Below are 20,436 nucleotides of genomic sequence, written 5' to 3' on the forward strand. Positions count from 1 at the left end.
CGACATGACCGGATTTTCAGACACTTGGCTGATCGTGCCTTGTTACAACGAGGGCACGGTCATTTTCGACGTGCTCAGCCACGCCCGCGAAACCTTCCCCAACATCGTCGCCGTCAACGACGGATCCCACGACAACTCCGCCGAACAAATCCGCGCCGCCGGCGCCCACCTGGTCAACCACCCGGTGAACCTCGGCCAAGGTGCAGCGATCCAGACCGGCGTGGAGTACGCGCGTGCGCAGCCCGGCGCGAAGTACTTTGTCACCTTCGACGCCGACGGCCAGCACCAGGTCAAGGACGTGGCGCGCATGGTTGAGCGGTTGCGGACGGAGCCGCTGGATATTGTCGTCGGTACGCGGTTTGCGGGCCAAGACAACTCGCAGGTGCCGTGGATTAAGCGCGTCGTGCTGAAAACGGTGGTGATGCTGTCGCCGCGCACCCGCAAACTCGGCCTGTCGGATGCGCACAACGGGCTGCGCGCGTTTAACAAGAAGGTCGCCGACGAGATGAACATCCGCATGAACGGGATGTCGCACGCCTCGGAGATCGTCGCGATGATCGAGAAGTTCGGCTGGCGCGTCGACGAAGAGCCGGTGGATATTCTCTACACCGAATACTCCATGTCCAAGGGGCAATCGTTGATCAACGGGGTGAACATCCTCGCGGATGGGCTCGTGGCAAGGAGGCTGCCATGATTCAGGCGTTGTTACTGCTGGCCATTGTGGCGCTGGCGTGGTTCTTCTTCGCTAACCGCCGCAAGGCGAACGCGAAGGCGTGGGTGAAGTTGGGTTTCGTGCTGATGATCCTCGCCGCCGTGTGGGCGATCGTTCGCCCCGACGATGTGACCGTGCTGGCCAACTGGCTCGGCGTGGACCGCGGCACGGACCTGATGCTTTACCTGCTGGTCATCGCATTTTTCTTTACGACGATCTCCACCTGGACCCGCTTCCGCGAACAGGAACTGCGCTACGCGCGCCTCGCCCGGGCGGTGGCGCTACAAAACGCCGAGGCGCCCGACACAGCGCCGGGTAGCGCAGCGGGCGCTGCGACAGGCACAGCGCCGGGCGCAGCGCCGGAGCGGGATTAGAACCCGCGGCGGATCCACTCCTCCAGGTGCGGGGCTTCGTCGCCAATCGTGGTGTGGTCGCCGTGGCCGGTGCGCACGACCGTCTCCGGCGGCAGGTCCAGGACGGACTTCTGCAGGGAGTGGATGATGGTGTCAAACGACGAGAAGGATCGTCCCGTCGCGCCCGGCCCGCCCTGGAACAAGGTGTCGCCGGAGAAGAGTTCGCCGGCTTCCTCGGCGTAGATGACCACGGAGCCCGGCGAGTGGCCGGGGGTGGACATGACGCGTAGTTCGGTGCCGGCGATGTCGAAGGTGGCGCCGTCGAGAAGCGGGCGGTAGTGCGCGCCTGGGTTCTCGCGCTGCCAGAGGAACCCGTCGGTGGGATGCAGGTACACCGGGGCGTTCACGAGACGGGACAGTTCGGGGGCGGCGTCGATGTGGTCGGAGTGGCCGTGGGTGGCCAGGATGCCCTTGACGCGACGGTTGCCCACGGCGTCGGCGATGGCCTGGGCGTTGTGGGCGGCGTCGATGATGTAGACCTCGGAGTCGTCGCCGACGATCCAGACGTTGTTGTCCACCTCCCATTCGCCGCCGTCGAGTTTGAACAGGCCGGATGTGATGACGTTGTCGATACGCATTTAGAACTCCACTACGCTTCGCAGCACGTCGCCGCGCTTCATCTTTTCAAACGATTCTTCGATGTCGCCCACACCAATGCGTTCGGAGACGAACTCGCCGAGCGGGAACCGTCCCTGCTTGTACAACTCAACGTATGTGGGGAAGTCGCGCTCCGGCAGGCAGTCGCCGTACCAGGCCGGCTTGATGGAGCCGCCTCGGGCGTACAGGTCGATCGCGGGGATGTCCACGTGGTCGGTCTGGTTGGGCACGCCGACCATGACCATGCGGCCGGCGAGGTCGCGCGAGTAGAACGCCTGGCGCCAGGTGGGCTGGATGCCCACGGCGTCGATGGCCACATCCGCGCCGAAGCCGCCGGTGAGGTCGCGCACGGCCTCGATGACGTCGTCTTCGCTCATATCCTTGGAGCAGATGGCGTGGGTTGCGCCGAACTTCTCGGTCGCGGCATCGCACTTTCGCTTATCGACGTCCACCGCAACCACCGTCGACGCCCCCGCCAGCGCAGCACCCGCCACGGCCGCAAGACCAACACCGCCGAGGCCGAACACGACGACGGACTCGCCGCGCTGCACCTCACCGGTGTTCACGGCGGCGCCCAGGCCGGCCATGATGCCGCAGCCGAGCAGGCCCGCCGCGGCCGGGTCGGCTTCCGGATCCACCTTGGTGCACTGCTTCTCGTGCACGAGGGTCTTCTCGGCGAAGGAGCCGATGCCTAAGGCTGGGGTGAGCGGGGTGTCGTCGACAAGCGTCATGCGCTGGGACGCGTTGTGGGTGTTGAAACAATTCTTCGTGTCCCCCTTGCGGCAGGCGCGGCACTCGCCGCAGACTGCACGCCAGTTCAGCACGACGAAATCGCCGGGCTCGACGTGGGTGACATCTTCGCCGACCGTCTCCACGACGCCAGCCGTTTCGTGGCCGAGCAGGAACGGGAACTCGTCTGCAATATCACCGTCGCGGTAGGCAAGGTCCGTGTGGCACACACCGGTGGCCTGAACCTTGACCACGACATCGTTTGGGCCGGGGTCGGGGATCACAATGTCCACAACCTCGACGGGCGCGCCCTTTTCGCGGGCGATTACTCCTTGAACAGTCTGTGTCATGCCCTCCCAGACTAGGAGCGGGCGATGATATTTGCCACGTGCTCGTGGCCACGCTGGTTCACGTGGATCGGCAGGTTACCCGGCCCGCCGTAGAAATCGACCAGGCCAGCCCACATGCGCTGGTTATCCGGGGCGCACATGTTGTTGTTCATCGTGGACGGTTTCAGGTCCAGGAATTCGACGCGGGCGGCGCGGGCGGCGTCGACCTGCATCCACTGGGCGAGGTTCTCCCAACGCTGAACTTCCTGGAAGCGCGTCCAATCGGAGGCATTCGGGGCGATGTGGAACAGGCACACGCGGTCGCCGGCAGTGACCTTCGGGTAGCCGACGATCTGGATGCGCGCGTTCGGGGCGGCGGCGCGGATGCGGTTGATCTGCGGAACCATGTAGCGGGTGAAGTCGCGGCGGATGTCGGCGTCGGGGCGCGAATTGTTGTTGTACGTGTCGTTGAACCCGACGGAGATGATCACGCGTGCGGTTGCTGGCGACAGGCCGCGGTCCGCGATGGCGCGGTCAACCTGCTGGAAGAAGCCCGGCCCCTTCGAAATGGTGACCACGCCGGTGCAGGAGTAGTCACGCGCAGGCAGGCCGAGTTTCGCGGCGGAGCGCTTGCCCCAGTTCGTGGCGGAGGTCGGGCACCAGGTGCCGTTGTCGGAGCGCCCGCGCGGGTCGAGGCCGAGTTTGCCGGCGGCCCACTGGCCCATGTTGGGGTCGGAAATAACGGAGTCGCCGAAGATGACCATGTTGCGCTCCTGCGCGTGGGCGGCCGGGGTCAGTGGGGCGACGAGGGCGGCAGCGGCCACAAAGGCGGCTGCGAGACGTCGGAAAACAGACACGAAAATCCTTTCACGCGAGACACTTACGTATCGGTAGGCTACATTATCCTCATGCGTCCCACCCATCGTCCGCTGTTCTTACTGAAGTCTTTCGCGCGATTCGTGCCCGCCGTTACACGCGCCGGCATCATCAGCGCCGAAGGCGGCCCCCGCGCAGCGCTCGCACTCATCCCGAATCTCGCGCGCTACTGGTTCACCACCGCCCGCGAAATCGAACAAGGCGCCGCAGCAGTGCCCGATCGCCTCGCTCTTATCGACGACACCGGGGCGCTGACCTACCGCCAACTGCGCGAAGACTCCCGCACCGTAGCCAAGTGGCTGCTGGCCCAGAAAGAAGAGCGCGGCCTCGACGAACTACGCATCGGCGTCATGGCCCGCAACGGCCGCGGCATCGTCCTGCCGCTTGGCGCCAAGGGCTACACCGGAGGCCACATCTTCCTACTCAACATCGGCTCCTCCACCGAGCAACTGCGCGGCATCATCGCCGAAAACGACATCAACATCCTCTTTATCGACGACGAGTTCGCCGACCGCATCCCCAACGACATCCCCCACATACCCGTGGTGCGCGCGTATGAGGACGTGGTGGTGAAAGGGGTCGTCGATAAGCGACTGCCCCTCTGGCCCAAACACGGCAACCTCGTCCTGATGAGCTCCGGCACCACCGGCATCCCCAAAGGCATCGTGCGCCCCGAACCACGCCTGCCATTCGTGGTCGCCGGATACCTCGAAGCCATCCCCTGGCGCGCCGGCGACACCATCCAACTCACCGCCTCCATCTTCCACACCTGGGGCTGGTCTGCCCTGCAAGTCGCGCTGGCGACCCGCTCCACCATCGTGACGCAACGCGAATTCGACCCGGAAAACTGCTTCCGCCAAATCGAAGCATTCCGCTGCGACGGCCTCATCTCCTCGCCGATCTTCTTCAAACACATGCTGGACCTCGACGAAAACTACGACACCTCGTCGCTGCGCTACCTCGCCACCGCCGGCAACGCCGTCACCCCGTCACTACTGCGCCACACCACCGAACGCTTCGGCCCCATCCTGGCCAACATCTACGGCTCCACCGAACTCGCCCTCGCCGCCGCCGCCTCCCCCGAACAAATGCAGGCAGACCCCACCACCGTCGGCAAAATTGCGCCCGGCACCGTGCTCAAAATTTACGATGACAACGGCCGCGAAGCCCCCACCGGCCAAACCGGCCGCATCTTCCTCCACAACGAAACCGCCCTGCGCGGCTACACCAACCCGAACACCCCCACCGTCGAAATCGACGGGCTCATCGAAATGGGCGACCTCGGCTACATCGACGCCGACGGCTACCTCCACGTGCAATCACGCAGCGACGACATGATCATCGTCGGCGGCGAAAACGTCCACCCCCAATCCGTGGTGGAAGTCCTCGAAGACATGCCCGGCATCGGCGAGGTCTACGCCCACGGCGTCGACGACGACGACACCTTCAAACGCATCGCCGTCTGGGTCGTCAAAACCGCCGAAATCACCGAGGAAGCCGTCCGCGACTGGGTGCGCTCGCGCTTGGCCGATCACTCGATCCCCCGGGACGTGCACTTCGTCGACAAGCTGCCGCGCAACGCCGTCGGCAAAGTCGTACCGCGCTTCCTGCCCGGGCTAGGGCAAAAAAATTGAGCCACCCAGGCTCGCACCTCTTGTGCCAACCAATGGCTTCCATTACTGTTCGAAGCGTAGAGATTGCACGTCGTGTGCAACTCCACATTGCCGGAGACCCCGCCTAGTGCGGGGTCTTTGTGCACCTAGGGCCAGACCCTTTGTATCCCGAGCTGTGCAGTGTGGGTTAAGCGACAACCCGGCGCGCGCGAAACGAAAAGAAAGCCCAGGTAAAACACCGTTTTACCTGGGCTTTTGTGCGAGCCACCTGCGAGAATCGAACTCGCGACCTTCTCATTACGAGTGAGACGCTCTGCCGACTGAGCTAAGGTGGCCGGGCAGCAATGCTGCACCGGGAAGACAGCTTAACCTAGCGGACGCGACCTGCGAAACCCGCAGGTTAAGACACGTTGCACGCGAGCCTTATGCGGCCAATCATGCCGTTGAACGCCACCGCCGGAGTCACGTTCTGGTCCAGGCGCTCACGACACTGGCCGATCGCCTCGAGGCACTCCACGAGCCCCTCCGCCGACACCTGGCCGGCAATCTCACGCGCGAGCCCCTCAAAATCCGGGTGCGTCAGACCAACATCGGCGCCCGACTGCACCACCATCGCATCCCGGTACACCCCCGCCAAGTCCACCAGAACCAAATCCAACATGTCGCGCTTGCGGCGCGTGCCACGACGCTTCTGCTCCTCTTCCAACTGACGCACCGACGACGCCACCGACCGCAGCGCCTTCGCCGCCCCCTTCCCCTTCGCACCCATACCGAGGGCGTTTTCGAGCTTGGCGCGCTCGGCTTCGTCGTCAGCTTTATGCGCCTCGATGGCCTCCTTCTCCGCCGCCTTCAGCAACGACCCCACCGCCTGAAACGCCTGCGGGCCGTGAAACACCAACTCGGCCAAGTTGATCGCCATCGCGCGACGCTGCTGAATCGCCTCCGAACGCACCAACAACCGCGCCCGGCCAATATGGCGTAGCGACGACACCGCCGCCAGGCGCGCATCATGCTCCGACGCCCCCTCCTCCTCGACGAGAATGCGCACCAACTCATCCTCCGACGGCGACGGCACATACACATGCCGGCAGCGCGAACGCAGCGTCTGCGAAAAGTCCTGCGGATCCGTCGACGGGGCACACATAATGATCACAGTGCGCTCCGGCGGCTCCTCCACCGTCTTCAACAGCGCGTCAGCCGGCGCGGTGGTGATCGACGTGGCCAGGCGGTCCGCGTTTTCGATGATGACAACGCGCCAGGGGGCGACCGTCGGTAAGCGAGCTGCCTTTGCGACGATCTCATCACGCACAAAATCCACCTTGATCGTCGACGTATGCGGCACCACATGCACCAAATCCGTATGCGACCCCGCCAACGCATCACGGCAGCCCTTACACCGCCCACACCCAATCTCGTCCGGGTTCTCACACATCAACGCCGCCGCAAACGCCAACGCCGCATTCGACCGCCCCGAGCCCGGAGGGCCCGTAAACAACCACGCATGCGTCATCGCATACGCATCCCCCTGCCCCCTCGCCGTGGCAGCCGCCGACAATATGATGTCGCGCACCGCCGGGGTGCCAGCCAAACGCTCACTAACGCTGCGGGTAGTCACAGGTGACCAGAGTACCCGCGCGCTAAGGTGATAGACCATGGAACGTATCTGGCGCGAGCTGCAGTGGCTTTGGGGCACGTCGTGGCCTCTCTATGCCGCGACGGTGCTGGGCACCAACCTGCTCGGCGCCGTGGGCTGCATGTTGTTTGTGCGCTTCCTCATCCCGATGGATGCCGTCAACGAGTTAGGTCTCAACGGCCAGCTTGGGTTTATCGGGGTGTTGTATGCGGCGATCGCTGTTGTGCTCGGCATGATCGTCACGTTTTTCCTGTTCCGGCCGGTGCTGGAGTGGCAGCGGCGCCCGGATGATCATGATCCGAACATGGTGCGGCATTTGGTGATGCGTTTGCCGGTGTTGCAGACGATCATCGTTGTTGCGGTGTGGGGGTTGGGCATTGCGATTGTCACGGTGCGCACGTTGCTTGTCGACGTCCCCCTGGGCATCGTCGTCCTCGCCACCACCATCCTGACGTGTTTTGTGGTGTCGGTGCTCACGTATCTGCAGGCGGAGCGTCTCGTGCGTCCGATTGCGGCGTCGGCGCTGGCGCGGCGGTTCGAGGATTCGACGCTCCAGCCGCCGATCGCGTCTCGGTTGATGCTGACGTGGTTCACCACCTCCGCCGTGCCGATGGTCGGGGTACTGCTGCTGGCTGTGGCACAGCGCGTCGGCTACTTCCGGGACACCCCGGGTGAGATGACGGCGGCGATCGTGGCGCTGATCGCAGCAGGTATTTTCACGGGGTTTGTGGGGACGTCGTTTGCGACGGTGATCGTCGTCGATCCGATTAAGGAGCTGCAGGTCGCCATCAACCGTGTGCGCCGCGGTGAGGGCGACACGCAGGTGGACATTTACGACGGCTCCGAGATCGGTGTCCTCCAAGCTGGCTTTAACGAGATGATGCGGGGTCTGCAGGACCGCCAGCGTGTTCGCGACGTGTTTGCCAAGTACGTCGGTGCTGAGGTCGCACAGAAGGCGCTTGAGGAGCGCCCGCAACTCGGCGGCGAGGAACGCAGGGTCGCGGTGCTGTTTATCGACGTCGTCGGCTCCACCACCTACACCGTCCAGCACACCCCCGAGGAGGTCGTGGAGGCACTCAACGAATTCTTCGAGGTTGTCGTTGAGGTGGTGCACCGCAACAAGGGCGTGATTAATAAGTTCCAGGGCGATGCGGCGCTTGCAGTGTTCGGAGCGCCAGTTTCGCTTCACGACGCCGCCTCGCACGCCCTCCAAGCCGCCCGCGAAATCCAGCGCGGCCTGGACGGCTTCGAACTGAAGGCCGGCATCGGTGTCGCCTCGGGCCACGTGGTCGCTGGCCACATCGGCGGCAAGGATCGTTTCGAGTACACCGTGATCGGTGACGCCGTCAACGGCGCCGCCCGCCTCACCGACCTGGCGAAGGACACTCCGGGCATGGTGCTGACCAACGCCGCGACCCTGCGCGCGGCGAACGAGGTTGAGCAGCAGCGCTGGACGCTGATGAAGTCGGTGGAGTTGCGCGGGCGCAACAAGATGACGCAGTTGGCGCGCCCGGTGCGCTCCACAATGGCGGACCGCTCATAGGACCCAGCACGGCAGCAGCCCCGGCCCAGCGCAGCGCGGCGCGGCAGCAGCCCCGGCCCAGCGCAGCGCGGCAGAACTCAGGCCTGCGGGCGCGCTCAATCGCGCCCGGTCAGTTGTTTCCGAACAGGAGCTGCATGGCTCCGGGGGTGTCGTTCGGCACTTCGTATCCGTTGGGTGACACCCACACTGGGATGCCGTCGCGGATGCATATTCGGCCTCGTCTGACGATCCACGGGTCGTCGTCGTTCGTGCCGTTGTGGTAACTGCACAGGGGTACGAGGTTGGCCAGGTTGGTTTCCCCGCCGTGCCGCCAGGCGGTGATGTGGTGGATTTCGCAGTGATCGGCTCCGTGACGGCAGCCGGGTACCGGGCAGGTCGGCGACATCATCGACGCCAACGTGCGCTGCTTGTCGTTAGCAAAGCGCTTCGCCCGGTAGAGGTTCACCGCCCCCTCTGCAGGGTGGAACGCGGCAACCTCCAGGTCGGCGCCGAACTCGCGGGCGAGGAATTCGGCGCCGGTCATGGTGGTGCCATCGGTAAGGATGAGCTCCACTTCGTCGCCGTGGCCGGACTGGATGCGGGTCCACTCCGGCAGCGGCACCAGGATGATGGGGCGCGGGGCGGCGTAGGGCATACCGACACCAGCAATCCCAGCGCCGGCGCCAACCCCGCCGACACCATCAGCACCGCCAGCGCCGCGCAGCAGGCTCACCAACGCGTCGGCCATTTGCTCGGCGGCGGGCAGCGACGGGTCGATAAGCGAACGCAGCAGGTGCTCCAAATCGGCGATGTCGCGCTCGGAGTAGGTCAGCGACATGTTGCGCATCCCAGCGCGCGATTTGGAGAAGCGGCACTGCTTCTTGGGGGTGGGTTTCGGGGTGGTGATGGTGTCGTCGATACGCCGCGACAGCGCTTTGTAGGAGCCCCGGAAGCGCAACAGTTCGAGGCGGAGGCGCCAGCGCTCGGCAAGGTCGGCGACGGCGGCGAGTTTTCGCTCGAGCAGACAGATCTGGTCGAGCGGCATCCCGGCGGCCAAGCGGCGCGCGTCGGCTTGTTTGCGGGTGAACTTCGTCGCGCCGAAGTAGGTGGCGTGCGCCTGCGCCCACTTACGTTTCAGGGCGGGGTCGAGGGCGGCGAAGGCGGGCGCGGACTCGTCGAAACCGGCGAGCACGCTGATGTCGGCGTGCGCCAGGGCCTCGAGAATCTCGCTAAATGTCATGCCATGCACGCTAAGCGCACAGCACAACCCTTGTAAAGGAATTGTCCACTATATTGTGCAATCCCTAGCGCTTGCGAGCTTTGACCACGCGTTTTGTGGTCTGCTTCGGCTTGGTCACGCGCTTGGTTGCCTTCTTCTTTGTCGCCTTTTTCTTGGTGGCTTTCTTGCCGCCGTCTTCGGCTTCACGGGCGCGGCGCGCGGAGAGCAGTTCGTTGGCGCGCTGGTCCGTCATCGTCTCTGGCGTGTCGCCGCGTTGCAGCGACGCGTTGGTTTCGCCGTCGGTGACGTATGGGCCGAAGCGGCCGTCTTTGACGGTCATGGGTTTGCCGGAGACGTCGTTGTCGCCAAGCATCTTCAGCGGTGGCTTGGCGGCGGCGCGGCCGCGGCGTTTCGGTTCGGCGTAGATGCGGCGGGCTTCTTCCAAGGTGATGGAGAAGATCTGGTCTTCGGACGCGAGCGAGCGCGAGTCGCTGCCCTTCTTCAGGTATGGGCCGTAGCGGCCGTTTTGGGCGGTGATGACTTCGCCGTCGGCGGGGTCGACGCCGACTTCGCGCGGCAGCGACAGCAGTTTCAGTGCTTCCTCGAGCGTGACCGTTGCTGGTTCCATCGACGCGAACAGGGAGGCGGTGGCGGGCTTTAGCTGCTCGTCGACCAGCTGCGCCATGCGCTTTTCTTTTTGAGCGGCGGCGGTTTTGGTTTCCCAGTTCTTGGCGCGTTTGCCTTCTTCGGCGCGCTGTTTGTCCTCTTCGGCGCGCTCAGCGGCGATGATTTCTTCGGCGCGGGCTTCGGCGGTGGTGCGTTCGTCGTCACGCACGAGCTCGGTGACATATGGGCCGAAGCGCCCTTCCTTTGCGACGACCACACGCCCATTGGCGGGGTTCTCCCCCAGTTCGCGGCCGGACTGCGGGGTGGCGAAGAGCTTCTCGGCCATCTCGAGTGTGATTTCGTCCGGGGTTGCGGATTCGGGCAGGTTGGCGCGCTGGTATTCGGGCTCGCCTTCGGCGGTCTTACCGACGACGCGCTCGATGTAGGGGCCGTAGCGGCCGACGCGGACGACGACGGGGCGGCCTTCGGAGTCGTCGAAAAGTGTCAGCGAGTTCGCGGCGCGCGCGTCGATGGATTCGAGGTTGTTCTCGATCATGTGCTTCAGCCCGCCGCGGCGTGCGAGGGCTTGCGCCATGGACTCGCGGGCGTCGGCGTCGCCGAAGTAGAAGCCGGTGAGCCACTTGGTGCGGTCTTGGTTGCCGTGGGCGATTTCGTCGAGTTCGTCCTCCATGGAGGAGGTGAAGTCGTAGTCCACGAGCGCGTCGAAGTTGTTTTCCAACAGCCCGACGACGGAGAACGCCACCCAGGACGGCACGAGTGCGTTGCCGCGGACGACAACGTAGCCGCGGTCCTGGATCGTCTTAATGATCGACGCGTAGGTGGACGGGCGGCCGATGCCGAGTTCTTCCATCTTCTTCACCAGCGACGCTTCGTTGTAGCGCGCAGGCGGGTTGGTGGTGTGGCCGTCCGCGGTGACGGACTTGGTGGTCAGTTCGTCGCCCTTGGCCAGTTGCGGCAGGCGGGTTTCGTTGGACTGGCGGTCGGAGTAGGCGCGCAGCCAGCCGGGGAAGGTGACGGTGCGGCCGGTTGCAGTGAACTCGCAAGCCTCACCGGCGGCGTCGGCGGCGATGGTGATCTTGGTGGAGTTGCCGCGTGCGTCTTCCATTTGGGAGGCGACGGTGCGCTGCCAGATCAGTTCGTAGAGCTTGAACTCTTCGGCGTCCAGCGCGCCTGCCAACTGTCCGGGGGTGGCGAAGCGTTCGCCGGCGGGGCGGATCGCCTCGTGGGCTTCCTGGGAGTTTTTCACCTTGCGGTCGTAGACGCGCGGCTTGGCGGAGACGTAGTCGGCACCGTAGAGCTCGCGTGCTGCGGCGCGTGCGGCGTCCAGGCCCTGCTTGGACAGGGAGGTGGAGTCTGTACGCATGTAGGTGATGTGGCCGTTTTCGTACAGGCGTTGCGCGATGCGCATGGTGCGCGCGGAGGTGAAGTGGAGTTTGCGGCCGGCTTCTTGCTGCAGCGTCGAGGTCATGAACGGTGCGTAGGGTTTGCGCGAGTAGGGCTTTTCTTCCACTGCGGTGACGTGCATCGGTGCGGTGCCGAGGTCGTCGACAAGCGAATGCGCCTTTTGCTTATCGACGACCACCGCATCCGACACCAACTCTCCCCGATCATTGAAGTCGCGGCCCTGGGCGATGCGCTTGCCGTCGAGGGAGACGAGTTTGGCGTCAAATTCTTCGGAGGAGTGGGCGAGCGAAGCAACCAAGTCCCAGTATTTGGCGGCGATGAACGCCATGCGCTCGCGTTCACGCTCGACGATGACGCGGGTAGCCACGGATTGGACGCGGCCGGCGGACAGTCGCGGCATGACTTTCTTCCACAGCACGGGGGAAACTTCGTAGCCGTAGAGGCGGTCGAGGATGCGGCGGGTCTCTTGGGCGTCGACAAGATCCATGTCGAGTTCGCGGGTGTTTTCGGCGGCTTCGCGGATGGCAGATTCGGTGATCTCGTTGAACACCATGCGCTCTACCGGCACCTTGGGCTTGAGTGTTTCAAGCAGGTGCCACGCGATCGCTTCACCTTCGCGGTCCGGGTCTGTTGCCAGCAGGAGTTTGTCGGCCTGCTTGAGCTTGGCGCGCAGGTCGGTGACCTTCTTTTTCTTGTCGGCGGACACGACGTAGATCGGGTCGAAGCCCTTCTCCGGGTTGACGCCGAGTTTTGCCCACGGCTCGTTTTTGTACTTCGCGGGGATGTCGGCGGCGCGGCCCGGCAGGTCACGGATGTGGCCCACCGATGCTTCCACGATGTAATCGTCGCCGAGATACTTCTGTATCTTCTTCGCCTTTGTCGCGGACTCCACGATCACGAGAGTCTTGCCGTTTGCAGTCACGCTGACCTTTCCTCGATTCCCACTAAGCGTATGAGCGGTAAAACTTCCTCATTCTTATCAGACAACTAGCACATGGTTATACGGACGGGGGATTTTCTCGCCCCTGGCATTACACTGCGTTGGTGCCCTGGCGCGGAGTTGTTGGGGTGGAAAGGAGGACGCAGCGTGGTCGATTCACTCATTGAGTTTTTGCATACGTTGATGGGGTTGCCGATCTTTTACCCACTCGTCGTGTTGCTGATCGTTTCGGATGCGTTGGCGCCGGTGGTGCCGTCTGAAACGGTGTTGAATCTGGCTGGTGCGTTTTCCGCGTCGCGTGGTGTGCCAAACGTGTGGGGTGTGATCATCGCGGCGATTATCGGTGCGATTGTTGGCGACAATATTTGTTTCGCCCTCGGCGCGAAGTTGATTCACCGGGTGGATCGGTTGGATCCGGATTCGAAGGCTGGCCAGGCAATTACGTGGGTGCGGGCCAACATGAACCGGGGTGCGGGCGCGATGATTATTGTTGCGCGTTTCCTCCCGTGGGCGCGTTGGGTGGCCACGATTGTGCTGGGGTCGGTGCGTTACAACTGGTTTAAGTTCTTCTTTTTCGACACCATCGGCGTGATCCTGTGGGCCTGCCTGAGTGTCGGCATGGGGTATTTGGGTGGCACGCTCCTGCAGCAGTACCCGCTTCTGGGCATGGTGCTGGGTGTGGTGCTGGGTTCGCTTGTGGGGTTTGTGATTCAGAAGCTGCAGAACCAGATCTTCGAGCGTTCTGATATTCGCCGCGGAATTAGTGCGGTGTAGGCATAAAAATTTCCCCCGGGCGGGTGTACCGTCCGGGGGATTCGCGCTGTTTTAGAGGGCGCGAACCTGCTGGGCCTGTGGGCCCTTGGCGCCTTCGCCGACCTCGAACTCGACCTGCTGGTTTTCTTCGAGGGTGCGGAAGCCGGAGCCCTGAATTTCGGAGTAGTGGACAAAGACGTCGGCGGAGCCGTCGTCGGGTGCGATGAAGCCGAAGCCCTTTTCGGCGTTGAACCATTTAACAGTTCCGGTTGCCATGGTGAAACCTTTCAAAATGTTGCATGTTTTTGTCGTCCACCAGGGCCTGTTTGGTCCTGGTGCCCGCGTGCACAATCCTCGCGAGCACCTGATGAGGCGCACACAAAATCTGTGACCGTTGCCCAGTGTGCCACGATTTGTTGTCGGGGGCACTGCTTTGGCCCGGCTAAAGTGGCTCACCATCATGGTTTCTGGTTTTGGCGATGAGCTCGTTTCGGTGCTTGCGCAGCGTTTCCCTGCTGCGACGGTGACGCATGTGGAGCATGAGCCGGCTCGTCTCGCGGTGTTTGGACAGTGGCCCGAGTGGGTGGAGCCGGGGTTGAAGCAGATGCTTATCGACGACACCGTCACCCTCCCCTACGCCCACCAAACCGAGTGCGCGGAGTTGGCGTGGGCGGGCCGGGATGTGGTGGTGGCGACGGGGACGTCGTCGGGAAAGTCGTTGGGCTATCAGTTGCCGGTGCTTTCCGCGTTGGCGGCGGATGAGAAGGCGTGCGCGATGTATCTGACGCCGACGAAGGCGTTGGGTTCGGACCAGTTGCAGGCAACGCTTGCCATGACGCGGGGTAATGCGGCGCTTGCGTCGGTACATCCGGCGCCGTATGACGGGGATACGCCGCAGGAGTCGCGGGCGGGTATCCGGGAGCACACGCGCTATGTGTTTACGAATCCGGACATGCTGCACGCAGGGCTTTTGGGCGCGCACGAGCGTTGGGCACGGCTGCTGCGCCATTTGAAGTTTGTGGTGGTGGACGAGTGCCACACCTACCGGGGTGTGTTCGGGGCGAACGTGTCGTTGGTGTTGCGCAGGTTGCTGCGTATTGCGAAGGCGTACGGGTCTGAGCCGACGCTGATTTTCGCCTCGGCGACCGCGGCGGATCCTGCGGGCCAGGCGTCGCGGCTGTGCGGGCGCGAGGTTGTTGCGGTGACGGAAGATGCGGCGCCCACCGGCGAGCGCACCATCGCGTTGTGGGAGCCGGGGTTCATCGAGGGCGCCGAGGGCGAAAACGGCGCGCCGGTGCGGTACCCGGCGACGACGGAGGCGGCGTCGATAATGTCCACGCTGCTGTTGCAGGGTGCGCGCACGTTGACGTTTGTGCGTTCGCGCCGCGCCGCGGAGACGGTGGCTATGCGCGCCCAGGAGGACCTGGTGGTGGCGGGCCGGGCCGATTTCGCCGAACGCGTCGCCTCCTACCGCGCCGGCTACCTCGCGGAGGATCGCCGCGCCCTCGAGCAGCGTCTGGATAACGGCGATCTGCTTGGCGTGGCCACGACGAACGCGCTTGAGCTTGGCATCGACGTCGGGGGCCTGGACGCGGTGGTCATGGCGGGGTTTCCGGGCACGGTGGCATCCTTTCGCCAGCAGGCCGGGCGCGCAGGCCGGCGCGGCCAGGGCTCCGTGGTGGTGATGGTGGCGCGCGACGAGCCGATGGATACGTACCTGGTTCACCACCCCGAGGCACTGCTCGGCCGGCCGGTAGAAAACAGCGTGTTCAACCCGGCGAACCCCTATATCCTGCGCGGGCACATGTACTGCGCGGCGGTGGAGCGTCCGCTTAGCGACGACGACGTCGCCGCCTTCAACGCCACCGACGTGGTCAACGACCTGACCGCCGAGGGGTTGCTGCGCCGCCGTCCGCAGGGGTGGTTTGCGGTGCCGCAGTTGGAGGGGGAGGTGACGCCGGAGACGGCGCATTCGTCGGTAAGCATTCGTGGAGGCGTGGGTGAGGAAGTCATGATCGTCGATGTGACCGACGGGCGGCTGTTGGGCACCGTAGATGCGGGGCGTGCGATGAGCCAGGTGCACGACGGCGCGGTGTACATCCACCAGGGCGAATACTTTGTGGTGCAGTCGCTAGACCTGGACGATTACGTGGCGTTGGTGGCGCCGGAGCGGCCGGATTACTCCACGCAGGCGCGCTCCACGACCGACATCACGATCCTTGGCGAGCCGACAGATCTGGAAAACCCGTCGCCGGGACTGTGGGTGGCCAGTGTGGACGTGGAGGTCATCGACCGTGTCACCGGCTATGTCGTCCGGCTTGCCGACGGCACCGTCTCCGAACACATCCCCCTCGACCTGCCCGAGCAGCGCCTAGTCACCCGCGCGGTGGCGTACACGATCGACCCGATGGTGCTGGACAAACTGGGTATTACGGCTGGCGAGATCCCCGGCGCGCTGCACGCCGCGGAGCACGCCGCGATCGGCCTGCTGCCGCTTTTGGCCACGTGCGATCGGTGGGACATCGGCGGCGTGTCCACGGCGTTGCACCAGGACACGATGCTTCCCACGGTGTTTGTCTACGACGGCCACCCCGGCGGCGCAGGCTTTGCCGACGAGGGCTTTGCCCGCTTCCACGAGTGGATCGCCGCGACCTACGAAACGGTGCGGTCCTGCGGCTGTAAGGACGGCTGCCCGTCCTGCGTGCAGTCGCCGAAGTGCGGCAACGGCAACCAGCCCCTGGACAAGCACGCCGCGCTGAAGCTGCTCGGCGCGTTGGTCACCATGACTGGCTGACAGGCAAGGCGTTACGGCCCGGCGCGGGCGGTCGCCTCGGCGTGGCGCAGCCGCACGGCCACGATGACGTCACCTTCGACGAATTCGCACGAGGTGACCTCGGCGCCGTTGTTGCTGGCGGTTTCGTTGCCCCACTCGCAGGCATCAGCACCCCGGTAGAGCGCGGTGGCGGCGGCGACGGCGGCAAGGTCTGCGGCCACGCGGGCCCGGTGCGCGTCGGCGGTGCCGGCCCCGGTGACCACCACCGCAAGGGCCAAGGAGACCACTGCGGTGATGATGCCTGTGGTGGTGACGGTGGCGGAGCCGGTGTCGTCGATAAGCAATCTGCGCATTAGAACTCCACGGGGAAGACCGCGGTGGCGCGCATGGTGCCAATCGGGGCGGGTACGGCGGCGGTAACGGTGGCCAGGCCTGCGGACTCGTGCATGCTCACCTCGCCGCGCGGCGGGGTGTAATCCACGCCCATCGCGTGCGCCCGGGCAGCAGCACCGGCGATGTCCACGGCGGCGATGTAGGCGGACATCGTGGCAATGCCGCCCACGATCGCAGCCGTGACCACCACGAGCGTGGCCAGCGAAAGCGCCGTTTCAATCGTGGTCATTAGCCCGGCGTGTTGGTCAGCGCGCTGGTGATCACATTTTCGATCGCGGAAACGACCCCGTCGCCGTTGACCACGAGATACAATACTCCAGCAAGGGCGGCAGCCGCCAACGAACCGAAAGCATATTCGATGGTCGACATTCCGGCGTCGTTACGCAAACGCTGGATGAAGAAGGTGGAAATACGAGTCATGATTGTTCCTTTCAGAAGTTGATGAGGTTGCTCCCGAGACTGATCACCACAGGCGCGAGCCCGAGGACGAAAAACGCCGGGAGGAAAAACGCGGTGAGCGGGATGGCGATGAGTACGCCGGCGCGTTCCGCTTTGGCTTTGGCGTGATCGGCGGCGTCGGCACGCAGGTTTGAAGCGATACGTTCGCACCCTTGCGCCAGCGCCGCGCCGGACGCGTGCGTCATAGCGACGAGGCTGGCCAAGTCCTCCCCGCCGGGAATGGCGTGGAGTTCCGACCAGGCGCGCTCAGGTTCGACCCCGAGTGCGAGCAGCGCTGCGACGGTGTGCCACGGACTGCGGTCGCCGTCGTGAGTTTCGGCTACCGCGGCGGCTGCGGCACTGACCGGCAGGCCGGCCTCGAAGCAGGCCGCGAACAGGGTGATGTCGGCGGCGCAGCGGTCCGGCAGCGCGTAGTCGGGTCCGTCGCGCGGGGTCTTCGGCGTGGGCGGCACCTGGCGGGTGACGCGCCGGGCGGGCTGCGTGGGGCTGACGGCGAGCGCGATGGCGATGAGCAGGGCTGCGGCGATCATGTGGTGGCTCCTTGGATGATGTGTTGGGAAACGATCACACCGGCGCACACCAGCGCGGTGCCGACAGTGAGCAGCGCTCCGCCGAGGCCTCCCCCGGTGAGCAGCGCGAGCGGGTTCGCACCCATCGCCGCACCCATGAGCAGGCCGGCGAACGGCAGCAGGGCGAGCACAACCGCGGTGGTTTTGGGTCCGGCAAGCGCGGCGTTGGTGGCGGCGCGGTGGCGTCGGGTGTGGTCGATGTCGTCGCGCGCGGCGGCGACCAGACGCGACAGCGGCACTCCCCTGCTGGCCGACAGTGCGAACAGCGGGGCGATGCGGGCGAACTCGTCCGTCTCGGCGGCAAGCGGTGTGCCAGTGCTGACGTGGTGGATGAGGTGTGCGACGTCGCGGGCGATCTCGCGCGGTGCGTGTTCGGCGGTGCGCTCTAACGCGGCGTGCAGTGGCGCGCCGGCTTCGACGTTGGTGCCAAGATGGCCGAGGAAGGTGGCAACCGCTTCGGTGCGCTTGGAGGCGACGCGGGCGCGCCGTTGGGTATCTACAACCCACACCACCGTCGCCGCACCCATCGCTAGCGCGATGACCAGGCTGGCCCGGTCGAACGCTAGGGCAGCGAGCACCACGGCACCGATGCCCAGCGGGATGGCAACGCGAGGTGGAACAGCCAACGAGCGTGGCGCGATGCGAGCACTCGGGGCAGGCGGCGGGCAGGCAGCGGCGCCGGCGAGAAGCAACAGCGTGGTCATGACAGGAGCTCCTCGTAACCGTCGGCGCGGCCGGCGTCGGCGTCCCACACCACCTTGGCGCGCACGGGTTGGCCTTCGAGCACGCCGATCTGGTGGAGGCGGCGTGTGCCGTCGGGGTGACGTTTGACCACGATGACCACGTCGATAGCTGCGGCGAGTTGGGCGTGCAGCCCGGCGCGATCCAGCCCGCCCAGCGCGGCGAGCGCTTCGAAGCGGGCGGGGACCTCCGCGATCGAGTTGGCGTGCAGGGTGCCGGCGCCGCCGTCGTGGCCGGTGTTCAGTGCTGCGAGCAGGTCGACGACTTCGGCGCCGCGGATCTCGCCCACTACGACGCGGTCGGGTCGCATACGCAGCGACTGGCGCACCAGGTCCGCGATGGTGATCTCGCCGGCACCCTCGGAGTTCGCGCCGCGCGTGGTCAGGTTGACCACGTGCGGGGGGTCGGGGGTGAGTTCCAGGGTGTCTTCGATGGCCACGATGCGCTCGGCCGGGTCGACCTCCGCGAGCAGGGCGGACAGCAGCGTGGTTTTGCCGGAGCCGGTGCCGCCGACCACCACGAACGCTTTTCGCTTTGCGACGACCCCACGCAGCACCTCCGCAACCTCACCGCTCAGAGCGCCTCGCGCCACCAGGTCGTCGAGGGTGGCAGAGGCGGTGTGCAGCACGCGCAGGGAGATGCAGGTGCCGGCCTGGGCGGTTGGGGCGAGCACGGCGTGGAAGCGCAGGAGGGTGCCGTCGTCGCGGGTGATGTGGCCGTCGCAGAACGGTTGCGCGTCGTCGAGGCGGCGCCCGCAGCTGGCGGCCAGGCGGGAGGCGAGGCGGCGCACGGCGGCTTCGGATTCGAAGCGCACCGCGGAGCGTTCCAGGCCCGCACCCGAGTCGACGTAGACGCAGTTGGGGCCGTTGACGCAGATGTCGGTGACGGTGTCGTCGGCAAGCAGTGCTTCGAGGGGGCCGGTGCCGGTGGTGTCGTCGCGAAGTGTGCGCATCACGTCCAGCACGCCGATGTCGCTGATCACCACGGCTTCTTCGCGGATCAGGGCTGCGATGCGGGCGGGGTCCGGGGTGGTGGGTTCGTCGGCGAGGCGGCGCTTGACGCGGGCGATGAGGTCGCGGTCGATCATTTAGGCCACCTCCTCGAGCACCGCGTTGGCGCAGGCGGCTAGCGAACGGGGCACACGCGCGGGCAGGCCGGACTTCTCCACCGTGCGAGTCAGCCCGCGCACGTGTGGCAGGTGGGTGAGTACGGTGGCGCCGGTGGTGTGCGCGATCTCCTCGTCGGTCAGCGCGGCCCAGGCACTATCGCGCACAACCACCACACACGGCAGGCCGGCGGCGGCGCACTCGGCGACGATGCGGGTCGCGGCGGCAACTGAGCGCACCTCGGGCACGACCACCACGACGACCAGGTCGCTGCGGCCGGGAATCAGCGCGGCGGGTGCGTCTACGACCGTCACCCCTGCCCCACCGACGGCGCCGGCGACGTGTTCCAACGCCGCCGCCTCCAGCCGGAACGGGTCCGCCACGCGCTGGCGCGGAAAGGTCAGCACCGCGATGTCGTCGGCGGTGGCGGGCAGCGCGCGGCGCACGTCGGTGCGCGCCACGGTGCCTTCGCCGAAGTCGATCTCGCCCCAGCGCGCGCCGGGGACGTGCTCGATGCCAAGCAGCAGGTCGAGTCCGCCGGAGAGCCAGTGCCCGTCGAGCAGCGTTGCCGAGTCACCCCGTGACGTAACCCGGCATAGTGCGGCTGCCAGGGTGGACGCCCCTGCCCCACCGGATGCGCCGACGACAGTGATCACCTTCCCGCGCGCCGCCATCGCCGCGGGCTGCACGGCAAGGGCGCCAATGGCGCGCAGGAGGTCCGCGGCCTCGGCGGGCAGGACGAAGACCCGCTCGGCTGAATCGACCAGCTCCCCACCGACGCGGAACACGTTCGGCCCGTGGGGTGGGGGAAGTTCGGGGGCGCGGGTGTCGTCGATAAGCACGGCGAATGCTTTGGGCGCGTGGCGGGCGAGCTCGGCCGCATCGGCGGTGTCGATGACTTGGCGGCCGGTCGCGGCGGCGAGGTGAACGGCCTCGGAGTGGGTGGCGGGATCGGCGACCGCGACCACGATCGGGCCGGTGTGTGGGTGTGTGCGTGTCATGCCAATAGTGTTTTTCACCAGCGCAAA

Annotated in this window: 20 protein-coding genes and 1 tRNA gene; 6 read left to right on the forward strand and 15 right to left on the reverse strand. The window is 65.6% G+C overall.

The genetic code is table 11. The features are described 5' to 3' along the window. Positions 1-4 precede the first annotated feature (4 nt). Positions 5-694 (forward strand): glycosyltransferase family 2 protein, encoded by a 690-nt coding sequence (locus HMPREF2690_RS09915; RefSeq protein ID WP_070570824.1) that lies wholly within the window; start codon positions 5-7, stop codon positions 692-694. Then, positions 691-1,086, forward strand: coding sequence for a DUF2304 domain-containing protein (locus HMPREF2690_RS09920; RefSeq protein WP_070570822.1), 396 nt, complete (start codon positions 691-693; stop codon positions 1,084-1,086). The genes HMPREF2690_RS09915 and HMPREF2690_RS09920 overlap by 4 nt, the downstream gene beginning before the upstream one ends. Here HMPREF2690_RS09920 and HMPREF2690_RS09925 read toward each other — a convergent pair. The 3 genes from HMPREF2690_RS09925 to HMPREF2690_RS09935 are packed head-to-tail and all read right to left on the reverse strand — an operon-like array spanning position 1,083 to position 3,637. Beyond that, positions 1,083-1,703 carry an MBL fold metallo-hydrolase gene (locus tag HMPREF2690_RS09925; RefSeq protein ID WP_070820791.1) on the reverse strand — a complete coding sequence of 207 codons (621 nt, stop codon included), beginning with the start codon at positions 1,701-1,703 and terminating at the stop codon, positions 1,083-1,085. The two genes, HMPREF2690_RS09920 and HMPREF2690_RS09925, sit on opposite strands and share 4 nt — an antisense overlap. After that, entirely contained in the window at positions 1,704-2,801 is a 1,098-nt protein-coding gene (locus HMPREF2690_RS09930; protein WP_070820792.1) for an S-(hydroxymethyl)mycothiol dehydrogenase, read from the reverse strand. It lies immediately after the preceding gene. 11 nt (positions 2,802-2,812) lie between these two features. Beyond that, on the reverse strand, positions 2,813-3,637 hold the full coding sequence (locus HMPREF2690_RS09935; protein ID WP_070614769.1) for a GDSL-type esterase/lipase family protein: 825 nt from the start codon (positions 3,635-3,637) through the stop codon (positions 2,813-2,815). Between the two features lie 51 nt (positions 3,638-3,688). Between HMPREF2690_RS09935 and HMPREF2690_RS09940 the strand changes: the two genes are divergently transcribed. Then, positions 3,689-5,290: an AMP-binding protein gene (locus tag HMPREF2690_RS09940; protein ID WP_070421531.1), complete on the forward strand. Its 1,602-nt coding sequence runs from the start codon at positions 3,689-3,691 to the stop codon at positions 5,288-5,290. Positions 5,291-5,531: 241 nt separating this feature from the next. On the opposite strand, the gene HMPREF2690_RS09945 is transcribed toward HMPREF2690_RS09940, so the two are convergent. Both HMPREF2690_RS09945 and HMPREF2690_RS09950 read right to left on the reverse strand, forming a co-directional pair. Further along, positions 5,532-5,604, reverse strand: a tRNA-Thr gene (locus tag HMPREF2690_RS09945). A gap of 65 nt (positions 5,605-5,669) precedes the next feature. Next, the gene (locus HMPREF2690_RS09950; RefSeq protein WP_246819543.1) at positions 5,670-6,884 is read right to left on the reverse strand and encodes a DNA polymerase III subunit delta'; all 1,215 of its coding nucleotides are present in this window, start codon (positions 6,882-6,884) and stop codon (positions 5,670-5,672) included. Positions 6,885-6,921: 37 nt separating this feature from the next. On the opposite strand from HMPREF2690_RS09950, the gene HMPREF2690_RS09955 reads away from it, so the two are divergent. Continuing rightward, a complete protein-coding gene (locus HMPREF2690_RS09955; protein ID WP_070820793.1) occupies positions 6,922-8,445 on the forward strand; it encodes an adenylate/guanylate cyclase domain-containing protein in 1,524 nt (507 codons plus the stop codon). A gap of 109 nt (positions 8,446-8,554) precedes the next feature. On the opposite strand, the gene HMPREF2690_RS09960 is transcribed toward HMPREF2690_RS09955, so the two are convergent. Beyond that, complete coding sequence (locus HMPREF2690_RS09960; protein WP_070820794.1) at positions 8,555-9,664, reverse strand: HNH endonuclease signature motif containing protein; 1,110 nt, start codon at positions 9,662-9,664, stop codon at positions 8,555-8,557. Between the two features lie 64 nt (positions 9,665-9,728). Next, positions 9,729-12,596, reverse strand: coding sequence for a type I DNA topoisomerase (gene topA, locus HMPREF2690_RS09965; RefSeq protein ID WP_070820795.1), 2,868 nt, complete (start codon positions 12,594-12,596; stop codon positions 9,729-9,731). Between the two features lie 165 nt (positions 12,597-12,761). Here topA and HMPREF2690_RS09970 point away from each other — a divergent pair, with 165 nt between their 5' ends. Next, entirely contained in the window at positions 12,762-13,388 is a 627-nt protein-coding gene (locus HMPREF2690_RS09970; protein WP_070771245.1) for a DedA family protein, read from the forward strand. 51 nt (positions 13,389-13,439) lie between these two features. Here the strand turns inward: HMPREF2690_RS09970 and HMPREF2690_RS09975 are convergent, their stop codons facing one another. Continuing rightward, complete coding sequence (locus HMPREF2690_RS09975) at positions 13,440-13,643, reverse strand: cold-shock protein (RefSeq protein ID WP_070421537.1); 204 nt, start codon at positions 13,641-13,643, stop codon at positions 13,440-13,442. 184 nt (positions 13,644-13,827) lie between these two features. Between HMPREF2690_RS09975 and HMPREF2690_RS09980 the strand changes: the two genes are divergently transcribed. After that, positions 13,828-16,161: a DEAD/DEAH box helicase gene (locus tag HMPREF2690_RS09980; protein ID WP_070820796.1), complete on the forward strand. Its 2,334-nt coding sequence runs from the start codon at positions 13,828-13,830 to the stop codon at positions 16,159-16,161. Positions 16,162-16,172: 11 nt separating this feature from the next. Here the strand turns inward: HMPREF2690_RS09980 and HMPREF2690_RS09985 are convergent, their stop codons facing one another. From HMPREF2690_RS09985 to ssd, 7 genes are read right to left on the reverse strand one after another with little or no spacing between them, the layout of a single operon-like run. Next, entirely contained in the window at positions 16,173-16,493 is a 321-nt protein-coding gene (locus HMPREF2690_RS09985) for an Rv3654c family TadE-like protein (protein WP_070820797.1), read from the reverse strand. Beyond that, positions 16,493-16,762, reverse strand: coding sequence for a hypothetical protein (locus tag HMPREF2690_RS09990; protein ID WP_070452979.1), 270 nt, complete (start codon positions 16,760-16,762; stop codon positions 16,493-16,495). The genes HMPREF2690_RS09985 and HMPREF2690_RS09990 overlap by 1 nt, the downstream gene beginning before the upstream one ends. Beyond that, positions 16,762-16,953, reverse strand: a complete 192-nt coding sequence (locus tag HMPREF2690_RS09995; RefSeq protein ID WP_070421541.1) for a DUF4244 domain-containing protein — start codon at positions 16,951-16,953, stop codon at positions 16,762-16,764. Before HMPREF2690_RS09995 ends, HMPREF2690_RS09990 begins: the two co-directional genes overlap by 1 nt. An 11-nt stretch (positions 16,954-16,964) precedes the next feature. Then, the gene (locus tag HMPREF2690_RS10000) at positions 16,965-17,522 is read right to left on the reverse strand and encodes a type II secretion system F family protein (protein ID WP_070421542.1); all 558 of its coding nucleotides are present in this window, start codon (positions 17,520-17,522) and stop codon (positions 16,965-16,967) included. Further along, entirely contained in the window at positions 17,519-18,265 is a 747-nt protein-coding gene (locus tag HMPREF2690_RS10005) for a type II secretion system F family protein (RefSeq protein WP_083279329.1), read from the reverse strand. The genes HMPREF2690_RS10000 and HMPREF2690_RS10005 overlap by 4 nt, the downstream gene beginning before the upstream one ends. Further along, positions 18,262-19,389 (reverse strand): TadA family conjugal transfer-associated ATPase, encoded by a 1,128-nt coding sequence (locus tag HMPREF2690_RS10010; RefSeq protein WP_070820798.1) that lies wholly within the window; start codon positions 19,387-19,389, stop codon positions 18,262-18,264. The genes HMPREF2690_RS10005 and HMPREF2690_RS10010 overlap by 4 nt, the downstream gene beginning before the upstream one ends. Next, complete coding sequence (ssd, locus tag HMPREF2690_RS10015; protein ID WP_070820799.1) at positions 19,390-20,409, reverse strand: septum site-determining protein Ssd; 1,020 nt, start codon at positions 20,407-20,409, stop codon at positions 19,390-19,392. Between the last annotated feature and the right edge of the window lie 27 nt (positions 20,410-20,436).

The sequence above is a fragment of the Corynebacterium sp. HMSC034E11 genome (assembly GCF_001835905.1).
GTDB lineage: Bacteria > Actinomycetota > Actinomycetes > Mycobacteriales > Mycobacteriaceae > Corynebacterium > Corynebacterium coyleae.

Excerpts from the sequence above, each read along its gene's own strand:
- HMPREF2690_RS09920 (WP_070570822.1), top strand. The coding sequence starts at position 691 with ATGATTCAGGCGTTGTTACTGCTGGCCATTGTGGCGCTGGCGTGGTTC.
- HMPREF2690_RS10005 (WP_083279329.1), bottom strand. The coding sequence starts at position 18,265 with ATGACCACGCTGTTGCTTCTCGCCGGCGCCGCTGCCTGCCCGCCGCCT.
- HMPREF2690_RS09930 (WP_070820792.1), bottom strand. The coding sequence starts at position 2,801 with ATGACACAGACTGTTCAAGGAGTAATCGCCCGCGAAAAGGGCGCGCCC.
- HMPREF2690_RS09980 (WP_070820796.1), top strand. The coding sequence starts at position 13,828 with ATGGTTTCTGGTTTTGGCGATGAGCTCGTTTCGGTGCTTGCGCAGCGT.
- HMPREF2690_RS09915 (WP_070570824.1), top strand. The coding sequence starts at position 5 with ATGACCGGATTTTCAGACACTTGGCTGATCGTGCCTTGTTACAACGAG.
- HMPREF2690_RS09955 (WP_070820793.1), top strand. The coding sequence starts at position 6,922 with ATGGAACGTATCTGGCGCGAGCTGCAGTGGCTTTGGGGCACGTCGTGG.
- HMPREF2690_RS10010 (WP_070820798.1), bottom strand. The coding sequence starts at position 19,389 with ATGATCGACCGCGACCTCATCGCCCGCGTCAAGCGCCGCCTCGCCGAC.
- HMPREF2690_RS10000 (WP_070421542.1), bottom strand. The coding sequence starts at position 17,522 with ATGATCGCCGCAGCCCTGCTCATCGCCATCGCGCTCGCCGTCAGCCCC.
- HMPREF2690_RS09960 (WP_070820794.1), bottom strand. The coding sequence starts at position 9,664 with ATGACATTTAGCGAGATTCTCGAGGCCCTGGCGCACGCCGACATCAGC.
- HMPREF2690_RS09925 (WP_070820791.1), bottom strand. The coding sequence starts at position 1,703 with ATGCGTATCGACAACGTCATCACATCCGGCCTGTTCAAACTCGACGGC.
- HMPREF2690_RS09975 (WP_070421537.1), bottom strand. The coding sequence starts at position 13,643 with ATGGCAACCGGAACTGTTAAATGGTTCAACGCCGAAAAGGGCTTCGGC.
- HMPREF2690_RS09990 (WP_070452979.1), bottom strand. The coding sequence starts at position 16,762 with ATGACCACGATTGAAACGGCGCTTTCGCTGGCCACGCTCGTGGTGGTC.
- HMPREF2690_RS09940 (WP_070421531.1), top strand. The coding sequence starts at position 3,689 with ATGCGTCCCACCCATCGTCCGCTGTTCTTACTGAAGTCTTTCGCGCGA.
- HMPREF2690_RS09985 (WP_070820797.1), bottom strand. The coding sequence starts at position 16,493 with ATGCGCAGATTGCTTATCGACGACACCGGCTCCGCCACCGTCACCACC.
- HMPREF2690_RS09995 (WP_070421541.1), bottom strand. The coding sequence starts at position 16,953 with ATGACTCGTATTTCCACCTTCTTCATCCAGCGTTTGCGTAACGACGCC.
- ssd (WP_070820799.1), bottom strand. The coding sequence starts at position 20,409 with ATGACACGCACACACCCACACACCGGCCCGATCGTGGTCGCGGTCGCC.